Origin of the sequence: Luteimonas huabeiensis HB2, from assembly GCF_000559025.1 — a bacterium.
GTDB lineage: Bacteria > Pseudomonadota > Gammaproteobacteria > Xanthomonadales > Xanthomonadaceae > Luteimonas > Luteimonas huabeiensis.
Genome location: NZ_JAAN01000030.1, coordinates 105412 through 128208 on the forward strand (window position 1 = coordinate 105412; position 22797 = coordinate 128208).

Sequence of the window (22797 nt, forward strand, 5' to 3'; positions counted from 1 at the left end):
GGCGCGGCGCAGCGGGCCGGCCACGGAGAGGATGGGCCGGGGACCGTCCGCGCGGCGCATCGTGCGCCAGGCGGGCGGCCGCGGGCGGGCGCGGACTCATGCCGCCGCCGCCCGATCGCGCCGGCGCAGGTGGCGCAGCGCCAGCGGCACGGTCAACAGCAGCGCGGGCACACCGCCCATCGCGAGCGCGAGCAGGCCGAACAGAGCCGCCGACTCGATGGCGCGCAGCACGTCCCAGCCCGGCTCCATCAGCAGAAAGAAGGCGGCGACCAGGACGATGAAGCACACCTGCGCGATCAGCACGGTGAAGAACGCCAGGCCGAAGCAGCGCCAGCCCGCGCGTGCGCGGCACTCGACCAGGCGCCAGCCGCTGGTCCAGGCCGCGGCCGCAGCGGCGGCCAGTCCGGCGGCCGGCACGATCGGCCAGGCGAAGTCGCCGGCGACCGTCGGCCCTATGGCGAACGCGGCCAGGGCGGCGGCCAGGACGCCGGCCGACAGCGCGAACTCAAGCCTCGGCGGCATCCAGCACGTCCTCTGCGGGCAGCGCGCGCAGGTTGTAGGTATTGGCCATGGCGAAGCCGTAGGCGCCGGCGTCGGCGACCAGCAGCACGTCGCCCGGGGCGGTGTCGGCGGGCAGCCGCCGCTGCCGGCCGAGCACGTCGCCGGATTCGCAGATCGGGCCGACCACGTCGAACGTCGCGGCGGCGTCGGCGCCGTCGCGCGAGAGGTTGTGGATGTCGTGCCAGGCGTCGTAGAGCGCCGGGCGCAGCAGCGCGTTCATGCCGGCGTCGGCGCCGACGCGGCGCACGCCGCTCTTCTCCACCACCTGGGTCGCGGCCAGCAGCAGCACGCCGGCCTCGGCCACCAGGTAGCGGCCGGGCTCGATCGCCAGCCGGTAGCCCGGATAGGCCGCCTTCACTTCCGCCAGCCCCGCGCTCCAGGCGTCGAGGTCGAACGGCTCGTCCTCGTCGCGGTAGGGGATCGGCAGGCCGCCGCCGATGTCGATGGTGACGATGCTGCCGATGCGCTCGGCGATGCCGCCCAGCTCGTCGCAGACCGAGCGCCAGTGCTCGGGCGTGTCCACGCCGCTGCCCAGGTGCGCGTGCAGGCCGGTCACCCGCACGCCCAGCGGGCGCGCCGCGTCCAGGAAGGCGTCGATGCGGTCCACCGCCAGCCCGAACTTGGAAGCCAGGCCGCCGGTGCGCACCTTCTCGTGGTGGCCCTCGCCGCGGCCCAGGTCCACGCGCAGCCACAGCGCGCGGCCGCGGAAGGTCTCCGGCCAGCGCTGCAGGGCCTCCACGTTGTCCAGGGTCACCACCACCCCGCGCGCCAGCGCCGCGGCGTACTCGGCGACCGGCGCGAAGCTGGGGGTGAACAGCACGCGCTCGGGCGCGAGGTCGGGCAGCACCGAGAAGACGTGCTCCAGCTCGCCCAGCGACACGCATTCCAGGCCGAAGCCTTCGGCCACCAGCAGGCGCAGGATCTCGGGGTGCGGGTTGGCCTTGATCGCGTAGTAGCGGCGATCCACCGGCGTCACCGCCGCCAGCGCGCGGGCGCGCGCGCGCACCGTGGCCAGGTCGTAGACGTAGCGCGGCGTGCCCTGCGCGGCCAGCGCCAGCAGCGCCTCGCGGCGCGCCCGCCACCACGGCGCCGGGCGCCGCCGCAGGCCGCCGGCGATCTCGCGCCAGCGCGGGCCGAACACCTCCGGCTCGCGCACCGGCATCGCGCCGCTGGCGATCAGCTCGGCATGCAGCTCCGGCAGCAGGCCGTCGGCGTCGGCCTCGTCGATGACGAAGGTCAGGTTGAGGTCGTTGGAGGACTGCGAGATCAGGTGCACGCGCTCGCGGCCGAAGGTGGCCCAGACGTCGGAAAGCTTGTGCAGCAGCGAGCGCATGCCGCGCCCGACCAGGGTGATCGCCGCGCAGGGCGCGATCACCTTGACCCGGCAGAAGCGCGACAGGTCCTCCGACAGGCGCGCCAGCACGTCGGTGCTGACCAGGTTGTCGCTGGGATCGAGCGAGACGGTAACGTTGGTCTCCGAGGAGCCGATCAGGTCCACCGACAGCCCGTGGTCGCGGAAGCGGTCGAAGATGTCGGCCAGGAAGCCGACCTGCTGCCACATGCCCACCGTCTCCATCGACACCAGCACGATGCCGTTGCGGCGGCTGATCGCCTTGACCCCGGGCACCGGCGCCACGCTGGCCTCGATCCGCGTGCCCGGCAGCTCCGGCCGCCCGGTGTCGAGGATCGCCAGCGGCACGCCGGCGGTGCGGCAGGGGCCGAGCGCGCGCGGGTGCAGCACCTTGGCGCCGGTGGTGGCGATCTCCTGCGCCTCGGCGTAGTCGAGCCGGGTGAGCAGCCGCGCATCGGGCACCTCGCGCGGGTTGGCGCTGAACATGCCCGGCACGTCGGTCCAGATCTCCACCCGCCGCGCGCGCAGCAGCGCGCCGAACAGCGCGGCGGAGGTGTCCGAGCCGCCGCGGCCGAGGATGGCGGTGCCGCCGTCGCCGTGGCGGGCGATGAAGCCCTGGGTCAGCAACATCGGCGCCGCGCTGTGCGCCTCGAAGCGCGCGCGCCAGGCGTCGTCGGCCTCGCGCCGGCAGTTGACCGACAGCCGCCGCGCCCACGCGCTCTGGTTCGGCAGCTCGATCGCGTCGAGCCAGTCGCGCGCGTCGGTCCAGCCGAAGTCCAGGCCCTGGCTGCGCAGGTAGGCCGCGCCGAGCGTGGAGGACAGCAGCTCGCCCTGCCCCAGCACCTCGGCCTGCCAGTCGTAGGCGCACGCGGCCGCGCGCGGGTCGACGGCCAGCGCGCGCAGCGCCGCCGAGCGCTCGGCGAGCGCCGCGTCCGGGTCCAGGCCCAGCTCCTGCGCGAAGGCGCGATGGCGCTCGACCAGCGCCTCCATGCGCCCGACCGGATCGTCGGCGCCCTCGGCGATGGCCTGCAGGGCATTGGTGACGCCGGCCAGCGCCGACACCACCACCAGCACGCGCGCGTCCTCGGCCTCGCGCCGCTCGCGGGCCAGCCGGCCGATGGTGTCCCAGCGCGGGCGCTGGGAAACGCTCGTGCCGCCGAACTTCAGCACGATCCAGGGAGAAGCAGAGGTCGATGGCATCGGAAGACGGGCGCCTGAAGCCGCCGCGGACGCGGCGCGGGAAGCCCGACATTCTAGGGCCTGTCGCGCATGCGCAGCACGCGCCCGTGCCGGCGGGCGCTGCCGGCCGCGGCGATCGCGGGCCGCGCGGTTGGTAAGCTGCGCGCCCCCCTCGCCCCCGCGCCGCCATGACCGCACGCCGCTTCGTCCAGCTCGACGTCTTCGCCGACCGCCCCGGCGCCGGCAATCCCCTCGCGGTGGTGCTCGATGCCGAAGGCCTCGACGAGGCGACGATGCAGGCCATCGCGCGCTGGACGCGCCTGCCCGAAACCACCTTCGTGTTCGCCGGCGGCGATGGCGCCGACTACCGCATCCGCATGTTCAGCCCGCGCCGCGAGGTGCCGTTCGCGGGCCATCCGAGCGTGGGCACCGCGCAGGCGCTGCTGGCCGCCGGGCGCATCGCGCCGGATGCCGACGGCCGCCTGCTGCAGGACGGCCTGGCCGGCCGGTTGCCGCTGCAGGTGCGCGGCGAGGGCCGCGCGCGCACCGTCGCCGTGCGCACGCCGCGCGCGCGCGTGGTGGAAACCGCCGCGCGCGGCGACCCGCGCCTGCGCCACGCGCTCGACGGCCTGCTGCCCGGCGCGCTGCCGCCCGCGCTGGTCGACGGCGGCCGCCGCTGGTGGCTGGCCGAACTGGCCGACGAGGCCACGCTGCGCCAGGCGCGGCCCGACTGGGACGCGATCGGCGTGCTCGCCGAGGCCACCGCCAGCATGGGGCTGTGCGCCTTCGCCCGCGCCGATGCCGGCCAGCCCTACGACCTGGTGGTGCGGGCCTGGGTCGGCGCGCCGGCGCGCTTCGAGGACGCCGCCTCCGGCGCCGCCAACGCCACCCTCGCCGCCTGGCTCGCCTCGCGCGATGCCCTGCCCGGCGGCAAGCGCCGCTACACCGTCAGCCAGGGCCGCGAGGTCGGCTACGACGCGCGCCTGCAGCTCGAGATCGACGACGAGGGCGAGATCTGGTCCGGCGGCCAGGTCGCGTTCGTGGTGGACGGCACGCTGGACTGGGCGCGCTGAGGCCGGCGGCGGCGCTCACTCCGGCGGCAGCCGGTACCAGCCGCGCGCGTAGGCCAGCGAGCCCCACAGCGCCTGCGCGTGCGCCTCGCGCGCCAGCGCCGGCGACAGCGGCACGGGCAGCAGCCGGCCGCGCGCGCGGTCGTAGCGGTACTGGCCGGCGGGGCGCTCGGGCTGCAGCACCACCACGTCGTCGCCCTGCAGATAGGCGAAGTTGCGGTCGTACTGCATGATCGCGCGCCCGGGCAGCGACAGCGCCGGGTCGGCGAGGTCGCGCCCGGGCATCGGCGTCGGATCGCCGATGCCGATCAGCGACAGCAGCGTCGGGGCCAGATCGATCTGGCTGGCGATGCGTTCGTCGCGGCGCGGCGCGATGCCGCCGCCCAGGATCAGGCCCGGGATGTGGAAGTTGCCCACCGGGACCAGGTCGCGCCCGAAGACCCGCGAATCGTGGTCGGCGACCACCAGGAACACGGTATCGCGCCAGTAGTCGGCCGCCATCGCCCGCGCGAAGAAGCCGCCCAGCGCGTGGTCGGCGTACTTGGCGGCGTTGCGGCGCGTCTGCTTCGGCTGCTCGTACAGCGCGATCCGGCCGTCCGGGAACTCGAACGGATCGTGGTTGCTGGAGGTGAACACCAACCCGAAGAACGGCCTGCCGGCCGCGTGCAGGCGGCGGAACTCCGCGTCTGCGCGCGCGAACAGGTCCTCGTCGGACACGCCCCAGGCGCCGACGAAGGCCGGATCGGCGTAGTCGCGCTGCTCGACGACGCGGCCGAAACCGTTGCCGAGGAGGAAGCCGCGCATGTTGTCGAAATGGCTTTCGCCGCCGTAGTAGAACGCGGTGTCGTAGCCGCGCCGCCGGAGCAGCTCGGCCAGGGTGAAGAAGCCCTGCTGCGCGCGCGGCCGCTTGACCACCGCCTGCGCCGGCGTCGGCGAGAAACCGGCCACCACCGCCTCGATGCCGCGGACCGAACGGGTGCCGGTCGCGTAGAGCCGGGTGAACGCCCAGCCCTGCGCGCTCAGGCGGTCGTAGTGCGGCGACAGCGGCAGACCGCCGAGGCTGCCGATGAACTGCGCGCCCAGGCTCTCCTCCAGCACGATCACCAGGTTGCGCGGCCGCCCGCGCCAGACCGGCGCGCGCCGGGCCAGGGTCGGGATCGCCGGATCGACGAAGGCGGCCGCCGGCAACCCGCTGTCGCGGCGCATCGCCGCGACCACTGCGTCGTCGGGCATCGCCCCGTACAGGTCGTGGGCGCTGTCCTCGTGGCGCAGCCAGTCGCGCATCGCGTGGGCCAGCGCATAGAAGGAATTGAGCGGCAGCGCGTTGACGGTGGGATTGGCGCTGAAGGCCACCATCGCCGGGTTCATCGGCCGGTGCCCCAGCGTCGAACGCACGCCCAGCGTCCCCAGCGCCAGCACCGCGAGCGCCAGCACCGCGCGCAGCAGCGGCCCGCCCTCGTGCGGCCGCCGCGGCGACCACCCGCGCAGCGCCAGGCGCCAGGCGAACCAGGCGGCCGCCGCGCCGGACAGCAGCACCAGCGCGCACTGCAGCGGCCACCCCTTCGCCAGCGTGGCCAGCACCTCCCGGGGGTAGACCAGGTACTCGACGAAGAGCCGGTTCGGGCGCAGCCCGTACTCCTGCATGAAGCCGGGCGTCGCCAGCTCCAGCCAGATCAGCAGGCAGGCCGCCGCGGCCAGCCAGATCGACGCCGCCGCCTTCGTCCAGCGCAGTGCGTACACGCGCGCGGGCAGCAGCAGCAGCAGCGCCGCGGCCGGCGCGTACAGCAGGCACAGGCTCGCCGCGTCCACCCGCAGGCCCTGGAGCAAGACCGGGATCCAGCCATCGACCTCCGCCACCTCCGCGCGCCGCCACAGGGCCAGGCCCAGCCGCGAGGCGCCGAGCGCCAGCAGCCCCAGCGCGCACATCCCGATCACCGGCCGCAGGCGCGCCAGCGCCCCGGAAATTCCTCGCACCACCCGCATCCGCACTCCGGCGCCGCACCCAGCGGCGGCGCGCCGAGGGTGCGTGCGGCGATGTCGGGAACCGATCCGAGCGACGTCGGAAGAATGTCGGAGCGCCCGCGCCGCGGCGCCGTATCATGCGCGCAGCGAAGCCCGTGGACCGGAGGCGAGGCGATGCGGCTGCTGGTGGTGGAGGACAACCGCAACCTGGTCGGCAACCTGTTCGAGTACTTCGAGCCGCGCGGCCACGAGATGGACGCCGCGCCGGACGGCATCGTCGGCCTGCACCTGGCCGCGACCCAGAGCTACGACGCGATCGTCCTCGACTGGATGCTGCCGCGCCTGGACGGACCGGCCCTGCTGCAGCGGCTGCGCGAGCACGACATCGACACCCCGGTGATCATGCTCACCGCGCGCGACGAGTTGCCCGACAAGATCTCGGGCTTCCGCGCCGGCGCCGACGACTACCTGACCAAGCCGTTCGCCCTGCCCGAGCTGGAAGTGCGCCTGGAGGCGCTGCTGGCGCGCAGCCGCGGCCGGCGCAAGCCGCGCAGCCTGCAGGTCCACGACCTGCGGCTGGACCTGGACACGCTGGAGGCGACCCGCGGCGGGCGGACGCTGCACCTCTACCCGGCCGGACGCCGCCTGCTGCAGGCGTTGATGCAGGCCAGCCCCGCGGCGGTGACCCGGCGGCAACTGGAGCACGTCCTGTGGGGCGACGACCCGCCCGATGGCGACATGCTGCGTTCCCACATCTACGAGCTCCGGCGCAGCGTCGACGCGCCGTTCGAGGTCAAGCTGCTGCGCACCCTGCCGCGGGTGGGCTACCGGCTCGCCGCGCCCCGCGACCCGGCGGACGCGCCTTGAAGCCGCGCCCCAGCCTGCGCACCCGCGTCCTCTACTGGCTGGCCGGCTACGCGCTGCTGCTGGCCGCCGGCATTTCCCTGCACGGCCTGCTGATCAACGAGTACGCGGAACGGCTGCTGTGGGACACGCTGATCCAGAACGAATTCGATCGCCACCTGGAGCGCCGGGCGTCCGATCCCGGCTACCGCTGGGCCGACTCGCAGAGCCTGCGCCTGTACGTCGACGGCGGCGCCTCGCCGTTGCCGGCCGCGTTCGAGCGCCTGCCGGACGGCATCCACGACGACCTGACCCTGGCCGACGGCCGCGAAGTGCTGGCGCTGCTGCGGCACGTGGACGGCGTGCGCCACGCCATGGCGCTGGACATCACCGAAATGGAACGGGAAGAGGACCGGCTCGCGCTGTTCATCCTCGGCTCCGCGGTGCTGCTGGTGACCCTGACCGGCCTGGCGATGGCGTTCGGCCTCGGCCGCGCGCTGCGGCCGCTGGCCGACATGGCGGCGGCGATCCAGGCGCTGGCGCCCGACCGCAGCGGCCAGCGGATCGTGCCCGGCGCGCGCGCCAGCTCCGAGCTGATCGTCATCGCCGGCGCGCTGAACGACTACCTGCAACGCAACGAGCGTTTCGTCGAGCGCGAGCGCACCTTCGTGCGCACCGCCAGCCACGAGCTGCGCACGCCGGTCGCGGTGCTGGAGGGCGCGGCCGAGCTGGCGCTGCAAGCCCCGGGCATTCCCGCGGCCACCGAACACCAGTTGCGGCGCATCCAGCGCACCGCGCGCGACATGGAACAGCTGATCGCGCTGCTGCTGGCGCTGGCCAAGGATCCTTCCCGACTGGCCCAGGCCGGGCAGCCGATCGCGCTGGAGCGCCTGCTGCCGCAGATCGTCGACGACCACCTGCACCTGACCGCCGGCAAGGCGCTGACGGTGGCGATCGCGGTGGATGCCCCGTGCGAGATCGTCGCCCCGCCGGGCATCGTGCGCGCGGCGATCGGCAACCTGCTGCGCAACGCCATCGAGCACAGCGACGACGGCCGCATCGACGTCGAACTCGGCCCCGGCGCCACCGTGGTCATCCGCGATCCCGGGCACGGCATGGATCCGGCGCGGATCAGCGCGATCTACTCGCGGCTGGCGCGCGGCGGCGCCGCGACCGGCGACGGGATCGGGCTGGACCTGATCGCCCGCCTCTGCGAGCACCTGGGCTGGACGCTGGACATCGATTCGGGCAGCGGCCAGGGCACGACCGTCGTCCTCGGCCTGCGCGCCGCGCTGCGCGTGGGCGACGGGGAGCCGCACCGGGCGGGAAGCGCCTGAAGCGCGCCGTGCGCCGGGCCGCGTTCGCGGGCGCAAAGCGCGGCCCCCGCCCCGCCTGCGGAGGCAGGCGCCGAAGGCGGATGGGCGCGCGCCGCGGGCATGCACAGTGCCCTCATCCGGCGCTGCGGCTTGCGGGAGAAGGAACGAAATGACCCCGCTTGCGGGAGAAGGAACGACATGGCCCCGCTTGCGGGAGAAGAAACGGCATGCTCCCGCTCGCGCGAAAACGGATGCTTTCGGCGTTGCGGGTCGAATGCCGATCGCGCCTAGCCCCGCGGCGACGGAGCGGCACCCAGGCCGGCCAGGAAACGCAGCGCGCGGCTCGCGACGGCGGCGGCATCGCAGCCGAGCAGCGGCGCCAGATGGCCGCCCGACTCGTGCAACAGGCGGGCGCCCCAGGCCCGCGCGAGTGCGCCGGTGACGGCGGGCGGCACCTCCGCGTCGCCGTCGGAGGCGATGCACAGCGCCGGCACGTCCGGCTTCGGCGCCGCAAGCCCCGCTTGCGCGGCGCGCAGCACCGCGCCGCTCTCGTCGCGCCAGCGGCGGAAGGCGTACAGGACGGTCGCCTCGTCGCCCTCGGGCAGCGCGCGGCGGGTGCCCGCCAGCCGCGCATCGCGCCCCCAGGGCACGAGCGGCGGCCATGCGCGCGCGGGCAGCAGCGCGTGCCAGGGCGCCGGCGGCAGCGGATTGACCAGGATCAGCGCATCCGCCGCCGCGGCGCAGCGTGCGGCCAGCAGGCCGCCGAGGCTTGCGCCGGCGAGCACGCGCGGCCGCGCGGTCGCCGCGAGCCGTTCCCGGACCTGCGCCTCGTAATCGCCGAAGCCGGTCGCCGCCGGGCCGCCCGCGACCGGTCGCAGGTCGGGGGCGTCCACCCGCCAGCCGGCGGCCTCGAAGACCCGCCGCCAGATCGCCCACTCCCAGCCCCCGCCGCCGGCGCCGTGCACGCACAGCAGGCGCCCGGGCGAGGACCCGAGCACGCGGCGGATCAACCCGCCAGTTCGGCCTCGAGGGTGATCGGCACCGCCGACAGCGCCTTGGAGATCGGGCAGTTCTGCTTGGCGTCGTCGGCGAGCGCGCGGAAGCGCACCTCGTCGATGCCGGGCACCACCGCCTTCGTCTTGAGCGCGATCGCGCTGATCGTCGGGCCGCCATCGGTGGACAGCTCCACCCAGGCCTCGGTCTCGACCGAGGTCGGCGGATGCCCGGCCTCGGTGAGCTTGGCCGACAGCGCCATGCTGAAGCAGCCGGCGTGGGCGGCGGCGATCAGCTCCTCGGGATTGGTGCCCTTCTCTTCGCCGAAACGGCTGTTGAAGCCGTAGCGGGTGGCCGACAGCAGGCCGCTCTGCGGGGTGTCGAGGCGGCCGCTGCCGCTCTTGAGGTCGCCTTCCCAGCGTGCGGTGGCCTTGCGGGTGATGCCCATCGTGTTCTCCGGTGAGGGGAATGAAAAGGAAGTCCGGCATGCGCCGGACCGTCAGCGTAGTCGCTGCGATGTTAGCGGCGCGCAGCGACCCGCGCGGTGGAGCACGCGCAAGCGCTTCCCGGCCGCCGGCGGCGACGCCGGGGCTGCGCGGAACGGCGGATCGGCAACGACGGCCGGCCACGGCGAGGCGCCCGCCGCCGGCATCGGCGCGGGCGCACCGACCCGCGCCAGCGCGCCGGCCGACATCATCCAGCCCCACTGCCGCATCGACACCCGGATCGCGGGGCCCAGCGCGTACGCCGCCGGCGCCGGCGCGGCCGCCGGTGCGGACGAGGCCGCCGTCGCCGCGAGCAGCAGCGACAGCAGACCCGCATCGAAGGGGACGATGCGCGGCATCGATCGGGTTTCCTGGTCGGTTCGCTCATTTGCAGATGCCCGCGCGGCATGAAGGGTCGCAGCGCAAGGCATGCGTAGACTCGCGGCATGGACGCCGTGTCCCCGCCGCTCGCCGCCGCGCTGGCCGACCTCGTGCTGGCGGTGCATGCCGGCATCGCCGCCTTCGCCGTGGGCATGCTGCTGGCGGTGCTGGTCGGCGGGCCGCGCGGCTGGGCCTGGGTACGCCGGCCCGGGTTGCGCTGGCTGCACCTGGCGTTGCTGGCGACCGTGGCGGTGCAGGCCTGGCTGGGCCGCCTGTGCCCGCTCACCCTGTGGGAACAGGCGCTGCGCGCGCGCGCCGGACAACGCACGCACGGCGAATCGTTCGTCGAGCACTGGCTGTCGCGCGTGCTGTTTTTCGAGGCGCCCTGGTGGGCCTTCGTGGCCGCCTACACCGCCCTGGTCGGGCTGGCCGCGTTCGCCTGGTGGCGATGGCCCCCGGCCCGGCGCCGGCGGGGCCCGGGCGGCCGCTGAAAAAACCCTTGTTTTTTTGCGTTTTCCTATTGGCGCAAGCCCGGACATGGCCTACATTTCGCGTGCCGGCTGGGTTCGGCCGACATTCCAACCATCCTCTACGGAACAGGACACATGGCGAAGAAAGCAACCAAGGTGGCGAAGAAGGCCGCTGCACCGAAGAAGGCCGCCGCCAAGCCGGCCGCCCCGAAGGCGATCAAGGAGCCGCTGAGCAAGTCCGGCCTGGTCGCGCACATCGCCGACGCCAGCGGCGTCGTCGCCCGGGACGTTCGTGCCGTGCTCTCCGCGCTGGAAGGCGCGATCCACGGTTCGATCAGCAAGAAGGGCCACGGTTCGTTCACCCTGCCGGGCGTGCTGAAGATCACCTCGGTCAAGGTGCCGGCCAAGCCGAAGCGCAAGGGCATCAACCCCTTCACCAAGGAAGAGCAGTGGTTCGCCGCCAAGCCCGCCTCGGTCAAGGTCAAGGTGCGCCCGCTCAAGAAGCTCAAGGACGCCGCCGCCTGAGGCGCGCGCTCCCGTAGGTCGCCGGGCCGGTCCGCTCTTGCGAGCGACCGGCCTTTTTTTTGTGGTTCCTCTCCGATTGCCGGACGGCTTCGTTCCACGGTCGCGGACCGTCGTGCGGGGCGTGGCCGTTTACGCGGCGTCGTCCTGACGCCCTGCCCAGGGGACAGCGCTCACCGCAACGTCTGCTTCAGCGCTTCGGACGCGGGTCCCGCGTCCTGCGGAATCCGGCAGACCGCGGTGCGGGACCGCGGCCTACGACAGGCCGTCACGACGCCCTGCCCATTCGCGGCGCCGGCACCTCATTTCATGCTGCCGATATCGCGATCGCTCGCCGCGCCTTCGAGCATCAGCGTGGCTTCTTCGACTCGCGCGGCCGCAGCACGGTTCGCCGGCGCCGGGGACCATCGCCCCATCCCGGGCGCGATGGCATACGCTCCATCCGCGGTTCGGCCGCTTCTGGCTATCCTGCGGCCTCGCTTCGCCCCCACAACGGAAAAACCACCATGAAACTGCAGGGCTTCCTCGATCACCTTCTCAAGTCCGCCCAGGGCGGCGGCGCGCCGGCGACGCCGGCCGGCCGCGATCCCGCCGCCGGCGGCAACGGCGGCGCATTGGACGGACTGGGCGGCCTGCTCAACGCGGACTTCGGCCGCGGCGCGCTCAGCGGCGGTGCGCTCGGGCTGCTGCTCGGACGCAACAAGACCACCCGCAAGCTGGCCACCTACGGCGGGCTGGCCGCGATCGGGGTGATGGCCTACAAGGCCTACGGCGACTACCAGCGCCAGCAGTCCGGCCGCGCCGGCGAGCCGGCCACCGTGGACCGGCTGCCGCCGCCGCAGGCGGAGCTGCACAGCGAGGCGATCCTGCGCGCGATCGTCGCCGCGGCCAAGGCCGACGGCCATATCGACGCGCGCGAGCGCGAGGTCATCGAGGGCGAGTTCCGGCGCCTCGATGCCGACGCCGAGGTGCGGCAATGGCTGCAGGCCGAACTGGAGAAGCCGCTCGATCCGGCCGAGGTCGCCGCCGCCGCATCGAGCCCGGAGATCGCGTCGGAGATGTATCTCGCCAGCCTGCTGGTCGCCGACGAGCAGAGCTTCATGGAGCGCGCCTACCTGGACGAACTGGCGCGCAAGCTCGGCATCGACGACGCGTTGAAGGCGCGGCTGGAAGCGCAGTTGCAGAGGCCGGCCTGAGATCCGGCGCGGGGCGGTCGGTGGCGCTGCCAGCGTGTATCGACCCGGGCTTCACCGGAGCCGGCTAGGCTGTCGGGGTGCAAGCGCCTTCCCCTCCGTCGCCGCGCCGCGACTACCGCGCCGCCGCGAACCGCCTCGTCGGCTGGACGGTCTTCCTGCTGCTGGCCGGGTTCGCGGCCTCCTGGGCGTGGCGGCAGCCGTTCATGGCGGCGGTGCGGATGGGCCTCGAACTCTCGCGCATGCCGCCGCCCGATGCGCTGGCGATGCCCGTGCGCGGCGTGGACGCGGCGCGCGTGGCCGACACCTACGGCGCTGCGCGCGGGCGCGACCGCACCCACGAGGGCGTGGACATCTTCGCCCCCCGCGGCACCGAAGTGCTCAGCGCCACGCCGGGCATCGTCGCCTCGATCCGCGAAACCGGCCTGGGCGGCCGCCAGGTGTGGGTGATCGGGCCGGCGCGGCAGCGCCACTACTACGCCCACCTCGACGACTGGGCGCCGGATCTGGCCGAGGGCGACGTGGTGCTGACCGGCGACGTGCTCGGCTACGTCGGCGACACCGGCAACGCGCGCGGCACGCCGCCGCACCTGCACTACGGGGTGTACGCCAGCGGCGGCGCGTACGACCCGCTGCCGCTGCTGCGCGAGGGCGCGCGGCGCGCGGCGGCGCTGGAGACGGCGCAGTGAGCGAGCGCGCATCGACGCCCCGACCCGGCGCGGTTAGCATCGGCCCGACCGGGACGGCCCGGCCACGCGGAGCGGCGATGGACAAGCGGTTCTGGATCTGCGGCCTGATGACGACGCTGGCGGCGATGCTGCTCGGCGCGGTGGTGCACGGCTGGCTGCTGCGCGCCGACTATCTCGCCCTGGCCGAGCTGTACCGTACCCAGGCCGAGGCCAACGCGCGCCTGGGCTGGATCGTGCTGGCCTACGCGCTGATCGGCTTCGGCATGACCTGGCTGTTCCGCCGCCTGTACCCGCAGCCCGAAGCGCGCGCCCGCGACGGCCTGCGCTTCGGCCTGGCGCTGGCCCTGGTCTCGTTCGTGCCCTGGCACCTGCTGGCCTACGTCGGCCAGCCGCTGCCGCTGGGGCTGATGCTGCGCCAGGTCGCGCTGGACCTGCTGGCGATGCTGCTGCTGGGCCTGCTGCTGGTCTGGCTGCGGCCCAACCGCAGCGCGCTCACCCTGCCGCGCTGAACCTTCGCGCTCCATGCTCTCCGCCGGCCATCCGAACGCCCCCATGCCCATGCGCCCCGTCCCGACCGTGCTGCTGCTTTCCCTGCTCCTGCTGAGCGCGTGCGGCGAACGCGCGAGCGAGCGCGAGCGCCACCGCGCCGGTGCCGAAGCGGAAGCCGCGCTGCCGGCGCCCGCGGCCGGCGGCGGCAGCGTCACCGGCATGCCGAGCGCGCCGGGCCCGGGCAACGTCCCGCTGGGCGGGGAACCGCCGGCGGAGCCGTGGATGCAGGCCGACGGGCGCTTCGGCCTGCCGCCGCTGGAGGACGAACCGGAAGCGGGCCTGATCGACGGGATGCCGGCGGCACCGGACGCGTCCGTCGCCGTCCCGGCCGCCGACGCGCCCTCCCCCGAGGCCGACCGCGACCGGGCGGCGGCGGTCGTGCGCGACTACTACGCCGCGATCCAGGCGCGCGACTACCCGCGCGCCTACGCGCTGTGGTCGGACGGCGGCCGCAGCAGCGGCCAGTCGCCGGAGCAGTTCGCCGCCGGTTTCGCGACCACCCGCTCGGTCGAGTTGCGGCTCGGCGCGCCCGGCGAGGTCGAGGGCGCGGCGGGCTCGCGCTACGTGGAGGTGCCGGTGTCGCTGACCGCGCAGCAGGACGACGGCAGCGTGCGCCGCTACGCCGGCCGCTACGTGCTGCGCCGCGCGGTGGTCGACGGCGCCAGCGACGACCAGCGCGCCTGGCGCATCGCCTCGGCGGAGCTGCGCGAAGTGCGGCTGTAGGCATCCGCCGCCGTCGCCGAGCGCCGCCGCCCGGGCGCCGGAGCCGGCCCGCAGCGGCGGCGGCGCGAGCCGGTCGCGCGAACGCGGCCTCAGTCCAGCCGCTTGCGGAAGCGCCCGATCGCCAGCGCCATCGTGACCGCGGTGAAGGCGCACAGCGCCAGGATCGAGGGCCACAGTTCCCACAGGCTGGCGCCGCGCAGCATCACCCCGCGCACCAGGCGCAGGAACTGCGTCATCGGCAGGATCTCCGCGCCCCACTGCACCACGTCGGGCATGCCGGCGAAGGGGAACATGAAGCCCGAGATCAGGATCGAGGGCAGGAACACCAGCATCGTCACCTGGATCGCCTGGAACTGGGTGCCGGCGCGGGTCGAGATCAGCAGGCCCATCGCCAGGTTGGCGAAGATCAGCAGCAGCGAGGCGATGTACACGTCGAGCAGGCTGCCGCGCAGCGGCACGTCGAAGAACCAGATGCCCAGCGCCAGGATCAGCGTGGTCTGGATCAGGCCGATCGCGGCGTACGGCAGCACCTTGCCGATCATCAGCTCGGCGCGCGCCAGCGGCGTGGCGATCAGCAGCTCCATGTTGCCGCGCTCGCGCTCGCGCACGATCGCCATCGCGGTGAACATGGTCATGGTCATGGTGAGGATGATGCCGATCAGTCCCGGCACGATGTTGACCGCCGAGCGCCGCTCCGGGTTGTAGAAGCTGACCACCTGGATGGGCGGTTCGCCGCGCGCGGCGCGGCGGCCGTCCGGGCCTTCCAGCGGCAGCTGCGCGATCTGGTTGGCCGCGGCCTGGACCACGGTGTCGGTGCCGTCGACCATCACCTGCAGCGCGGGGCGGCCGTCGGCCAGCCGGCGCTCGAAATCGGGCGGGATCGCGATGCCCACGCTGATCTCGCCCCGGCGCAGCATCTCGACCAGTTGCTGCGGGCTGGCGACCGCGCCGACGGTCTCGACCACGCCGGTGGCCTGGATGTCCATGACCGCGGCGCGCGAGGTGGCGGTGAGCGCCTGGTCGGCGATCGCCGCGTCCAGGCCGCGCGGGTTGTAGTTGATCGCGTAGCCGAACAGCAGCAGATCGACCACCGGGATCAGCACGATCATCACCAGGCTGATGCGGTCGCGGCCGAGCTGGCGCAGTTCCTTGGCGACCACGGCCCACAGGCGGCGCAGATGCCTCATGCGGCCTCCGCGCGCTCGTCGCGCCGGGTCGCGGCGACGAACACGTCCTCGAGGTTGGGCGCGACCGGGCGCACCTGCGCCTGCAGCCCCGCCTGGCGCAGCGCGCCGGCCAGCGCGTCCGCGCCGCGGGCGCCCGGCGCGGTCAGCACGCGCAGGCTGTTGCCGATCTGGGCCACGCTGAGCACGCCCGGCTGGCCGACCAGCGCCTGCTGCGCGCGGCGCGGCTGCGGCGCCAGCACCTCGACGCTGCGACCGTCCAGCGCCGCGGCGAGCTCCCCCGGCGCCCCATCGGCGACCAGCGCGCCGCGGTCGAGGATCGCGATGCGGTGGCAGCGTTCGGCCTCGTCCATGTAGTGGGTGGAGACCAGCAACGTGGTGCCGCCGTCGGCCAGCTCGAAGAGCTTCTCCCAGAAATCGCGCCGCGATTCCGGGTCCACCGCGCTGGTCGGCTCGTCGAGGAACAGCAGCTCCGGGCGGTGGATCACCGCGCCGGCCAGCGCCAGGCGCTGCTTCTGCCCGCCGCTCATGGTGCCGGCGAGCTGCTTCTGGCGGTCGGCGAAGCGGTACAGCTCGACGAGCTCGTCCACGCGCTGGCGGGTCTCGCGCCGCGACAGCCCGTACACGGCGGCCAGGAATTCCAGGTTCTCGCGCACCGTCAGGTCCTCGAACAGCGAGAACTTCTGCGTCATGTAGCCGATCCGCAGGCGCAGCGCATCGGCCTGGTCCGGGATGCGCAGGCCCAGCACCTCGATCTCGCCCTCGCTCGGGGTCAGCAGGCCGCAGAGCATGCGGATGGTGGTCGACTTGCCCGAGCCGTTCGGGCCGAGGAAGCCGTAGACGCTGGCGCGCGGCACGGTCAGGTCCACGTGGTCGACCGCGAGCAGCCCGCCGAAGCGCTTGGCCAGGCCGCGCGCGCGGATCGCGGCGTCGCCGGCGGCGGGCGCCTCAGCGATCACGATCGAACTCCACCCGCAACGGCAGCCCCGCCGGCAGGTCGCCGGCGTCCTCCAGCTCCACCTCGGCCAGGTAGCTCAGGCGCGCGGCGTCCTCGCCGCTGAGCGCGTAGTACGGGGTGAAGGTCGGCTCGCTGCGGATCATGCGCACGCGCCCGGCGTAGGCGCGCTCGCCCCCGGCGCCGACCCGCACCGTGGCGCGGTCGCCGACGGCGACGCCGGCGCGCAGCGGTTCCGGCACGTAGACGCGGGCATAGGGCCGTTCGCCGACCAGCAGCACCGCCAGCGGCGCGCCGACCGGCGCCTCGTCGCCGAGCCGGTACGGCAGGCTGTCCACGCGGCCGGCGCGCGGGGCGACCACGTCGAGCCGGCCGCTCGCGAACGACTGCGCCTCGAGTTGCGCCTCGGCCGCGGCCAGCGCGGCCTCGGCCTGGGCGATCTGCTCCGGGCGCACGCCGTTGCGCAGCTCGTCCAGCGCCGCCTGCGCGGCGGCGACCTGCGCATCGGCGTTGCCGGCGGCGGCGCGCGCGCGATCGACGTCGGCCGCGGACACCAGCCGCTGCGCGCCCAGTGGCTGCAGGCGGCGGTAGTAGGCGGCGGCGTCGCGGGCCTGCGCCTGCGCGGCGGCGAGGTTGGCGCGGGCCTGCGCGAGGTCTTCGCTGCGGGCGCCGTTGCGCAGCTCCTCCAGCGCCTGGCGCTGGCGCGCGACCTCGGCGCGGGCGGCGGCGAGCTGGGCGTCGCCGCGGGTGCGCTCCAGGGTCAGCACGCGCGCGCCGGCCTCCACCCGCTGGCCTTCGCGCACGGCGATGTCGACGATGCGCTCGGCGGCCGGGGCCGGCAGGGTGATGCGGTCGTACTCGAGCGTGCCCAGCGCCTGCGGCGCCGTCGGCGCGCAGGCGGCCAGCAGGCCGGCCAGCAGCGGCGCCAGGAAGAGACGCGGCGAACGGGTCATGCGGGCAGCTCCAGTCCAGTGTCGAGCAACGCCAGCGCGTGGCGGCGGATGTCCTCGACGCCGAGGTCGTCGGCGCCGAACAGCGCCCGCCAGATCGGCAGGCCGGCGGCGGGAAACAGGGTCAGCCCGACCAGCGAGACCATCAGCAGGCGCGGCTCCAGCGCGGGATTGAGCCGGCCGGCCGCCTGCTCGGCGGCGATGCGCGCGGCCATCACCGTGGCGATCTCGGGCGCCAGCCGCGTCGTCAGCAGGTCGCGCAGGCTGCCGCCCTCGCTGACCGCCTCGCGGATCCACAGCGCCGGCAGCCAGGGGTGGCGCGCGACCAGGGCGCAGATGCGATCGACGAAGGCGACCAGCACCTCGCCCAGGCCGGCATCCTCCATGCCCAGCAGGGTGTCGCGCACCTCGAAGAACACCGGCATCAGGCGCTCGGCGATCACCGCGTCGCGCAGCCCGGCGGCGTCGTGGAAGTAGTAGTGCAGCAGCGCCGGGGTCACCTCCGCCTCGGCGGCGATGTCGCGCAGGGTGGTGGCGGCGATGCCGCGCCGGACGTAGCAGGCGAGCGCGGCATCCAGCGCGCGGGCGCGGCGGTCGGCATCGCCGCTGGGGCGGCCCGGATGGCGGCGTCCGGCCGCGCCCTGCGGCGTCGCGCCCCGCGGGGTCCCGGCTGCGCCGGCCGGGGCCGGGAGCGCCGCGGACGGCGGCTCGGGCGAGGCCGCGCGCGGGCGCCCGGACGAGGCGGGAGGCGGCTTCCTGGACGGCGGCTTGCGGGGGGATCGAGGCATGGCGAATAAATTAATTCATCCATCAATTAATACAAGGAACGCGACATGAACGCCGCGCCCCGGCAGCGGTGGGTTAACCTCGCCGCCCTATGAGCAGCCCCCACCAAGCCGATTTCGTTCTCGAACCCGACGACACCGAGCGCCTGGCCAACCTCGCCGGCCCGTTCGACGGCCACCTGCGCCTGATCGAACTGCGCCTGGGCGTGGAGATTGCCAACCGCGGCAACGTGTTCCGCATCACCGGCCGCGAGGAGGACGCGGTGGATCGCGCCGAGCGCTTCGTGCGCGCGCTGTACGACGAGACCGCGACCGAGACGCTCGACAACCAGGGCGTGAACCTGCGCCTGTCGCAGGCCAACGTGGAGCGTGCGGGCCATGCGCCGCAGGAAGTGGCGGTGCGGGTCAAGCGCGGCACCATCCGCGGGCGCGGCGCCAACCAGGCGAAGTACCTGCACGCGATCGCCACCCACGACATCAACTTCGGCATCGGCCCTGCGGGCACCGGCAAGACTTTCCTGGCGGTGGCGATGGCGGTCGAGGCGCTGAACGAATCGCGCGTGCAGCGGCTGGTGCTGGTGCGCCCGGCGGTGGAAGCCGGCGAGAAGCTGGGCTTCCTGCCGGGCGATCTCAGCCAGAAGGTCGATCCCTACCTGCGCCCGCTCTACGACGCGCTGTACGAGATGCTCGGCGTGGAAAAGGTGCTCAAGCTGCTGGAGAAGAACGTCATCGAGATCGCGCCGCTGGCCTACATGCGCGGGCGCACCCTCAACGACGCGTTCGTGATCCTGGACGAGGCGCAGAACACCACCATCGAGCAGATGAAGATGTTCCTGACCCGGCTGGGCTTCGGCTCCACCGCGGTGGTCACCGGCGACCTCACCCAGATCGACCTGGCGCGCCACGTGAAGTCCGGCCTGCGCGACGCCATCGACGTGCTGCGCGAGGTCGAGGGTGTGAGCTTCACCTTCTTCGAGTCGCGCGACGTGGTGCGCCATCCACTGGTGGCGCGCATCGTCGGCGCCTACGACCGCCGCGACGCCGCGGACCAGGCGACCGGACCGGCGGCCTGAGCGCGGTGCCGGCCTCGCGGCGCGGGCGGCGCGCGCAGCGGCGCCGCCCGGCGCGCGCCGTCGCCGATCCGCCGCCGCCGGCGCGACGTACAATCCCGACATGACCCAGGGCCCCGTCCGTCTCGACGTCGCCGTCGGCTATGCAGTGCCGCGCAAGGGCCTGCCCGCGGCGGCCAGCTTCCGCCGCTGGGTGGCGGCGGCGCTGGCCGGCCGCATCCGCGAGGCGGACCTGGCGATCCGCCTCGTCGGCGAGGACGAGGGCCGCGCGCTGAACCGGCACTACCGCGGCCGCGACTACGCCACCAACGTGCTGAGCTTTCCCGCCGAACTGCCGGAGGGCCTGCCCGAGGGCATCCGCCTGCCGCTGCTGGGCGATCTGGTGCTGTGCGCGCCGGTGGTGGCCCGCGAGGCGGCCGAGCAGGGCAAGCCGCTGGCCGCGCACTATGCGCACCTGACCGTGCACGGTGCCCTGCACCTGCTCGGCTGGGACCATGCCGACGATGCGGAGGCCGAGGCGATGGAGGCGCTGGAGCGCACGATCCTCGCCGAGCTGGGCATCGCCGACCCCTACCGCGAGACCTGAGCGGCGCGGCGGCGCGACCGCGCGCGCCCTTCGCCGGCCCCGCGCTTCCGCGAAGCGGCGGCGGCCGGTCGCGCGATGCGCCCTACAGGCAGTCGATCAGGCCGTCGAAGATCGACCCGCCGCCGCGCGGCAGCGGCGCGTACAGCGGGGCGTCACCGGCGAGCGCGTCCAGCAGCGCCTGCAGGGAGGTTGCCGGCGCCAGCGGCGTCGTGCAGGTCCAGGACTGCGCACGCACGGCGATCTTCCCGGAGACCGGATCGACCGCCTCGTCGCTGGCGGCGAACACCCAGGCGCACATGCCGATGCGGCCGCTGGCCGCATGGACCGAGCAGCGGTAGGCCAGCGACTGGATGTTGGCGAATTCGCCCTCGCAGAAGGTGTCGCCGCAGATGTCGTCGAAGCCCCGCCGCAGCGCCCGCGTCAGCGCGTACCACGCCTCGATGCGATCGTCGTCGGCGCGCAGGTAGGTGGGCGCGTCGACGTAGGGGCCGTCGCGCGATGGCGTGCCGCCGGCGGCGTGCGACGGCGCCGCCGCGGCGAGGACCAGCGCGGCGCAGGCGGCGGCGAACGGAAGACGTGGGCTGGACATGCGGTTGCTCCTCAAGCGAACGGGACGGGGCCGCGGGCGACCGGGACGGCGCGGGGACCGACCCGCCCGGCCCGGTCGCCCGCGGCCCTCGCAGCGTCGCAGACCAGTCCGGCCCCGGTCTGCCGGCGACCTGCGCGTCCGGTCGTGCGCGAACGCCCCGCAGCCGGGTCGGATCTTTCCGACCCGCGCCCGGAGGGCGCCGCCGCGGGGCGCGTCTGGACACGCCCCGGCGCCGACGCGCTAGACTTGCGCACGACGCCCTGCCGGGCGCCCACGCAACCGCGATGTCAGAAGACGACAGTAGTCCCTCCCCTACGCAAGACGCCTCGGAAAAACGCCGCAGCTGGCTGGACCGGATCAGCTCCGCGATCTCCGGCGAGCCGACCACCCGCGAAGACCTGGTGGAGATCCTCCGCGACGCGCACACCGACGGCCTGATCGAGGCCGACACGCTGCGCATGATGGAGGGCGCGATCGCCGTATCGGGCATGAGCGTGGCCGACGTGATGGTGCCGCGCTCGCAGATGGTGGTCCTGGCCCTGGAGGACGACTTCGTCGACCTCATGCGCCAGGTGGTGGAGTCCGGGCATTCCCGCTTCCCGGTGCACGGCGAGGACAAGGACGAGATCCTCGGCATCCTGCTGGCCAAGGACCTGCTGCGCGGCGTGGTGCCGGGCAGCCCGCAGGTGCAGGTGCGCGAGCTGCTGCGCCCGGCGGTGCTGATCCCCGAATCCAAGCGCCTGGACGTGCTGCTGCGCGAGTTCCGGCAGTCGCGCAACCACATGGCCATCGTCATCGACGAGTACGGCGGCGTGGCCGGGCTGATCACCATCGAGGACGTGCTGGAGGAGATCGTCGGCGAGATCGACGACGAGTACGACGAGGCGGTGGATTCCAGCGCGCTGATCGCCGCCCAGGCCGACGGCCAGTACCTGGTCAACGCGCTGACCCCGATCGAGGACTTCAACCAGCGCTTCGGCGCCGACTTCGGCGACGAGGAGTACGACACCATCGGCGGCCTGGTCACCGCGGCCATCGGCCACCTGCCCGAGGCGGGCGAGGAGCTGACCCTGGGCCGCTTCGCCTTCCGCGTGGCGCGCGCGGACTCGCGCCGCCTGCACGCCCTGCACGTGAGCGTGCTCGCCGAACCGCAACAGGACGCCTGAGCCGATGGGGCGCGCCACCGCTCCGGCGCGGCGGCGCGCGTGGGCCCTGGCGGTCGCCGCGCTGTTCGCGCTGTGCTCGCTGGCGGCGCAGGCCGCGCCGCGCATCGGCGTGGCGACGATGCAGCCGGGCGAGATCTTCTTCGAGCGCTTCGGCCACAACGCCATCGTCGTCGACGACCCGGCGCTGCCGGAGCCGGTCTCCTACAACTACGGCTACTTCGACCTCGACGAGCCCGGCTTCGTCGGCAACTTCGTGCGCGGCGAGATGACCTACATGCTGGTCGCGCTGCCGCTGTCGCAGGACCTGGCCTACTACCGCGACGTGGGCCGCGGCGTCTCCATCCAGTGGCTCGCGCTCGACGACGCCGAGGCCGCGGCGCTGGCGGCGGCGCTGGCCGAGAACGCGCGGCCGGAGAACGCGCGCTACCGCTACGACTACTTCACCGACAACTGCTCCACCCGCGTGCGCGACGCGCTCGACGAAGCGCTCGGCGGCCTGTTGCGCCGCCAGTTGCAGGGCCGTTCGCGCGGCAACACCTACCGCGGCGAGGCGGTGCGGCTGGCCTCGCCGGCGCCGTGGATGTGGCTGGGCTTCGACATCGGCCTGGGGCCGCGGTCCGACCGCCCCAACGCGCTGTGGGAGGACGCCTTCGTACCGATGCGGCTGGCGGACGCGCTGCGCGGGCTGCGGCGCGCCGACGGGCGCGCGCTGGTGTCGGCCGAAGCCGAGCTGCTGCCGCATCGCCTGGCGCCGGAACCGCCCGAGGCGCCGCGCCCGTGGTGGCCGTGGGGCGTGGCCGGCGTGGCGCTGGCGGCCGCGATCGCATGGGGCGCGCGCCGCGCGCCGCGCGCGACGGCCGCAGCCGGCCTTGCGTTCTGGAGCCTGTGCGCGCTGCTGGGCGCGGCGATGCTCTTCATCTGGCTGTTCACCGCGCACCGCTTCGGCTGGGGCAACCAGAACCTGCTGCTGTTCGACCCGCTGTGCGCGCTGCTGCTGCCCGGCGGCTGGCGGCTGCTGCGCGGCCGCGCGCCCGGCCGCCTGTTCGGCTGGACGCTCGCCGCCGTCGCGGTCGCGGCGGCGATCGCGCTATTCCTGCACTGGCTGCCGGTGCAGCCGCAGCGCAACGCGCACTGGATCGCGCTGCTGCTGCCGCTGCACCTGGCTTGGCTGTGGGCTCTGCGCGGCCGGCGCGATCGCGCGGCGTAGCGTCGGGCCCGGCTTGCC

Annotated in this window: 24 protein-coding genes; 14 read left to right on the forward strand and 10 right to left on the reverse strand. The window is 74.3% G+C overall.

Annotated features, from left to right (window positions below; translation table 11 throughout):
• Positions 1 to 96 precede the first annotated feature (96 nt).
• Entirely contained in the window at positions 97 to 522 is a 426-nt protein-coding gene (locus Z164_RS0112135) for a hypothetical protein (RefSeq protein WP_024890954.1), read from the reverse strand.
• Positions 506 to 3112 (reverse strand): bifunctional aspartate kinase/diaminopimelate decarboxylase, encoded by a 2607-nt coding sequence (locus Z164_RS0112140; protein ID WP_024890955.1) that lies wholly within the window; start codon positions 3110 to 3112, stop codon positions 506 to 508. Before Z164_RS0112140 ends, Z164_RS0112135 begins: the two co-directional genes overlap by 17 nt.
• 167 nt (positions 3113 to 3279) lie before the next feature.
• Between Z164_RS0112140 and Z164_RS0112145 the strand changes: the two genes are divergently transcribed.
• Positions 3280 to 4164, forward strand: coding sequence for a PhzF family phenazine biosynthesis protein (locus Z164_RS0112145; RefSeq protein WP_024890956.1), 885 nt, complete (start codon positions 3280 to 3282; stop codon positions 4162 to 4164).
• Positions 4165 to 4179: 15 nt separating this feature from the next.
• On the opposite strand, the gene Z164_RS0112150 is transcribed toward Z164_RS0112145, so the two are convergent.
• On the reverse strand, positions 4180 to 6135 hold the full coding sequence (locus Z164_RS0112150; RefSeq protein ID WP_236621796.1) for an LTA synthase family protein: 1956 nt from the start codon (positions 6133 to 6135) through the stop codon (positions 4180 to 4182).
• A 162-nt stretch (positions 6136 to 6297) separates the two neighbouring features.
• Here Z164_RS0112150 and Z164_RS0112155 point away from each other — a divergent pair, with 162 nt between their 5' ends.
• Together Z164_RS0112155 and Z164_RS0112160 are read left to right on the forward strand one after the other, a co-directional pair.
• Positions 6298 to 6990 carry a response regulator transcription factor gene (locus Z164_RS0112155; RefSeq protein ID WP_024890958.1) on the forward strand — a complete coding sequence of 231 codons (693 nt, stop codon included), beginning with the start codon at positions 6298 to 6300 and terminating at the stop codon, positions 6988 to 6990.
• A complete protein-coding gene (locus Z164_RS0112160) occupies positions 6987 to 8303 on the forward strand; it encodes a sensor histidine kinase (RefSeq protein ID WP_024890959.1) in 1317 nt (438 codons plus the stop codon). The genes Z164_RS0112155 and Z164_RS0112160 overlap by 4 nt, the downstream gene beginning before the upstream one ends.
• Positions 8304 to 8569: 266 nt before the next feature.
• On the opposite strand, the gene Z164_RS21410 is transcribed toward Z164_RS0112160, so the two are convergent.
• Together Z164_RS21410 and Z164_RS0112170 are read right to left on the reverse strand one after the other, a co-directional pair.
• Entirely contained in the window at positions 8570 to 9280 is a 711-nt protein-coding gene (locus Z164_RS21410) for an alpha/beta fold hydrolase (RefSeq protein ID WP_160170692.1), read from the reverse strand.
• Positions 9281 to 9288: 8 nt separating this feature from the next.
• Complete coding sequence (locus Z164_RS0112170; RefSeq protein ID WP_024890961.1) at positions 9289 to 9723, reverse strand: OsmC family protein; 435 nt, start codon at positions 9721 to 9723, stop codon at positions 9289 to 9291.
• Here Z164_RS0112170 and Z164_RS22495 point away from each other — a divergent pair.
• The 7 genes from Z164_RS22495 (at position 9716) to Z164_RS21415 (ending at position 14287) form a co-directional block, all read left to right on the forward strand.
• Positions 9716 to 10171, forward strand: a complete 456-nt coding sequence (locus Z164_RS22495; protein WP_152540939.1) for a hypothetical protein — start codon at positions 9716 to 9718, stop codon at positions 10169 to 10171. The two genes, Z164_RS0112170 and Z164_RS22495, sit on opposite strands and share 8 nt — an antisense overlap.
• A gap of 35 nt (positions 10172 to 10206) precedes the next feature.
• Positions 10207 to 10632, forward strand: a complete 426-nt coding sequence (locus Z164_RS0112180) for a DUF2784 domain-containing protein (RefSeq protein WP_043689975.1) — start codon at positions 10207 to 10209, stop codon at positions 10630 to 10632.
• A 114-nt stretch (positions 10633 to 10746) separates the two neighbouring features.
• A complete protein-coding gene (locus tag Z164_RS0112185) occupies positions 10747 to 11136 on the forward strand; it encodes an HU family DNA-binding protein (protein ID WP_024890964.1) in 390 nt (129 codons plus the stop codon).
• 503 nt (positions 11137 to 11639) lie between these two features.
• Positions 11640 to 12329 (forward strand): tellurite resistance TerB family protein, encoded by a 690-nt coding sequence (locus tag Z164_RS0112190; RefSeq protein WP_024890965.1) that lies wholly within the window; start codon positions 11640 to 11642, stop codon positions 12327 to 12329.
• A 77-nt stretch (positions 12330 to 12406) separates the two neighbouring features.
• The gene (locus tag Z164_RS0112195; protein WP_024890966.1) at positions 12407 to 13015 is read left to right on the forward strand and encodes a M23 family metallopeptidase; all 609 of its coding nucleotides are present in this window, start codon (positions 12407 to 12409) and stop codon (positions 13013 to 13015) included.
• A gap of 77 nt (positions 13016 to 13092) precedes the next feature.
• Positions 13093 to 13524 carry a hypothetical protein gene (locus Z164_RS0112200; protein WP_024890967.1) on the forward strand — a complete coding sequence of 144 codons (432 nt, stop codon included), beginning with the start codon at positions 13093 to 13095 and terminating at the stop codon, positions 13522 to 13524.
• Between the two features lie 43 nt (positions 13525 to 13567).
• Complete coding sequence (locus Z164_RS21415; protein ID WP_024890968.1) at positions 13568 to 14287, forward strand: Cif family virulence factor; 720 nt, start codon at positions 13568 to 13570, stop codon at positions 14285 to 14287.
• An 89-nt stretch (positions 14288 to 14376) separates the two neighbouring features.
• Here Z164_RS21415 and Z164_RS0112210 read toward each other — a convergent pair whose 3' ends face one another.
• From Z164_RS0112210 to Z164_RS20540, 4 genes are read right to left on the reverse strand one after another with little or no spacing between them, the layout of a single operon-like run.
• On the reverse strand, positions 14377 to 15474 hold the full coding sequence (locus Z164_RS0112210; RefSeq protein ID WP_024890969.1) for an ABC transporter permease: 1098 nt from the start codon (positions 15472 to 15474) through the stop codon (positions 14377 to 14379).
• The gene (locus Z164_RS0112215; RefSeq protein ID WP_024890970.1) at positions 15471 to 16394 is read right to left on the reverse strand and encodes an ABC transporter ATP-binding protein; all 924 of its coding nucleotides are present in this window, start codon (positions 16392 to 16394) and stop codon (positions 15471 to 15473) included. The genes Z164_RS0112210 and Z164_RS0112215 overlap by 4 nt, the downstream gene beginning before the upstream one ends.
• A gap of 25 nt (positions 16395 to 16419) precedes the next feature.
• Positions 16420 to 17379, reverse strand: a complete 960-nt coding sequence (locus Z164_RS0112220) for an HlyD family secretion protein (RefSeq protein WP_024890971.1) — start codon at positions 17377 to 17379, stop codon at positions 16420 to 16422.
• Positions 17376 to 18164, reverse strand: coding sequence for a TetR/AcrR family transcriptional regulator (locus Z164_RS20540; RefSeq protein ID WP_024890972.1), 789 nt, complete (start codon positions 18162 to 18164; stop codon positions 17376 to 17378). Before Z164_RS20540 ends, Z164_RS0112220 begins: the two co-directional genes overlap by 4 nt.
• 89 nt (positions 18165 to 18253) lie before the next feature.
• On the opposite strand from Z164_RS20540, the gene Z164_RS0112230 reads away from it, so the two are divergent.
• Complete coding sequence (locus Z164_RS0112230) at positions 18254 to 19234, forward strand: PhoH family protein (protein WP_024890973.1); 981 nt, start codon at positions 18254 to 18256, stop codon at positions 19232 to 19234.
• Between the two features lie 100 nt (positions 19235 to 19334).
• Positions 19335 to 19817, forward strand: coding sequence for an rRNA maturation RNase YbeY (gene ybeY / locus Z164_RS0112235; protein WP_024890974.1), 483 nt, complete (start codon positions 19335 to 19337; stop codon positions 19815 to 19817).
• Between the two features lie 82 nt (positions 19818 to 19899).
• On the opposite strand, the gene Z164_RS0112240 is transcribed toward ybeY, so the two are convergent.
• Complete coding sequence (locus Z164_RS0112240) at positions 19900 to 20406, reverse strand: hypothetical protein (protein WP_024890975.1); 507 nt, start codon at positions 20404 to 20406, stop codon at positions 19900 to 19902.
• A gap of 284 nt (positions 20407 to 20690) precedes the next feature.
• On the opposite strand from Z164_RS0112240, the gene Z164_RS0112245 reads away from it, so the two are divergent.
• Both Z164_RS0112245 and Z164_RS0112250 read left to right on the forward strand, forming a co-directional pair.
• Positions 20691 to 21572, forward strand: coding sequence for a CorC family transporter (locus Z164_RS0112245; RefSeq protein WP_024890976.1), 882 nt, complete (start codon positions 20691 to 20693; stop codon positions 21570 to 21572).
• Positions 21573 to 21576: 4 nt separating this feature from the next.
• Positions 21577 to 22779: a lipoprotein N-acyltransferase Lnb domain-containing protein gene (locus Z164_RS0112250; RefSeq protein ID WP_024890977.1), complete on the forward strand. Its 1203-nt coding sequence runs from the start codon at positions 21577 to 21579 to the stop codon at positions 22777 to 22779.
• Positions 22780 to 22797 lie beyond the last annotated feature (18 nt).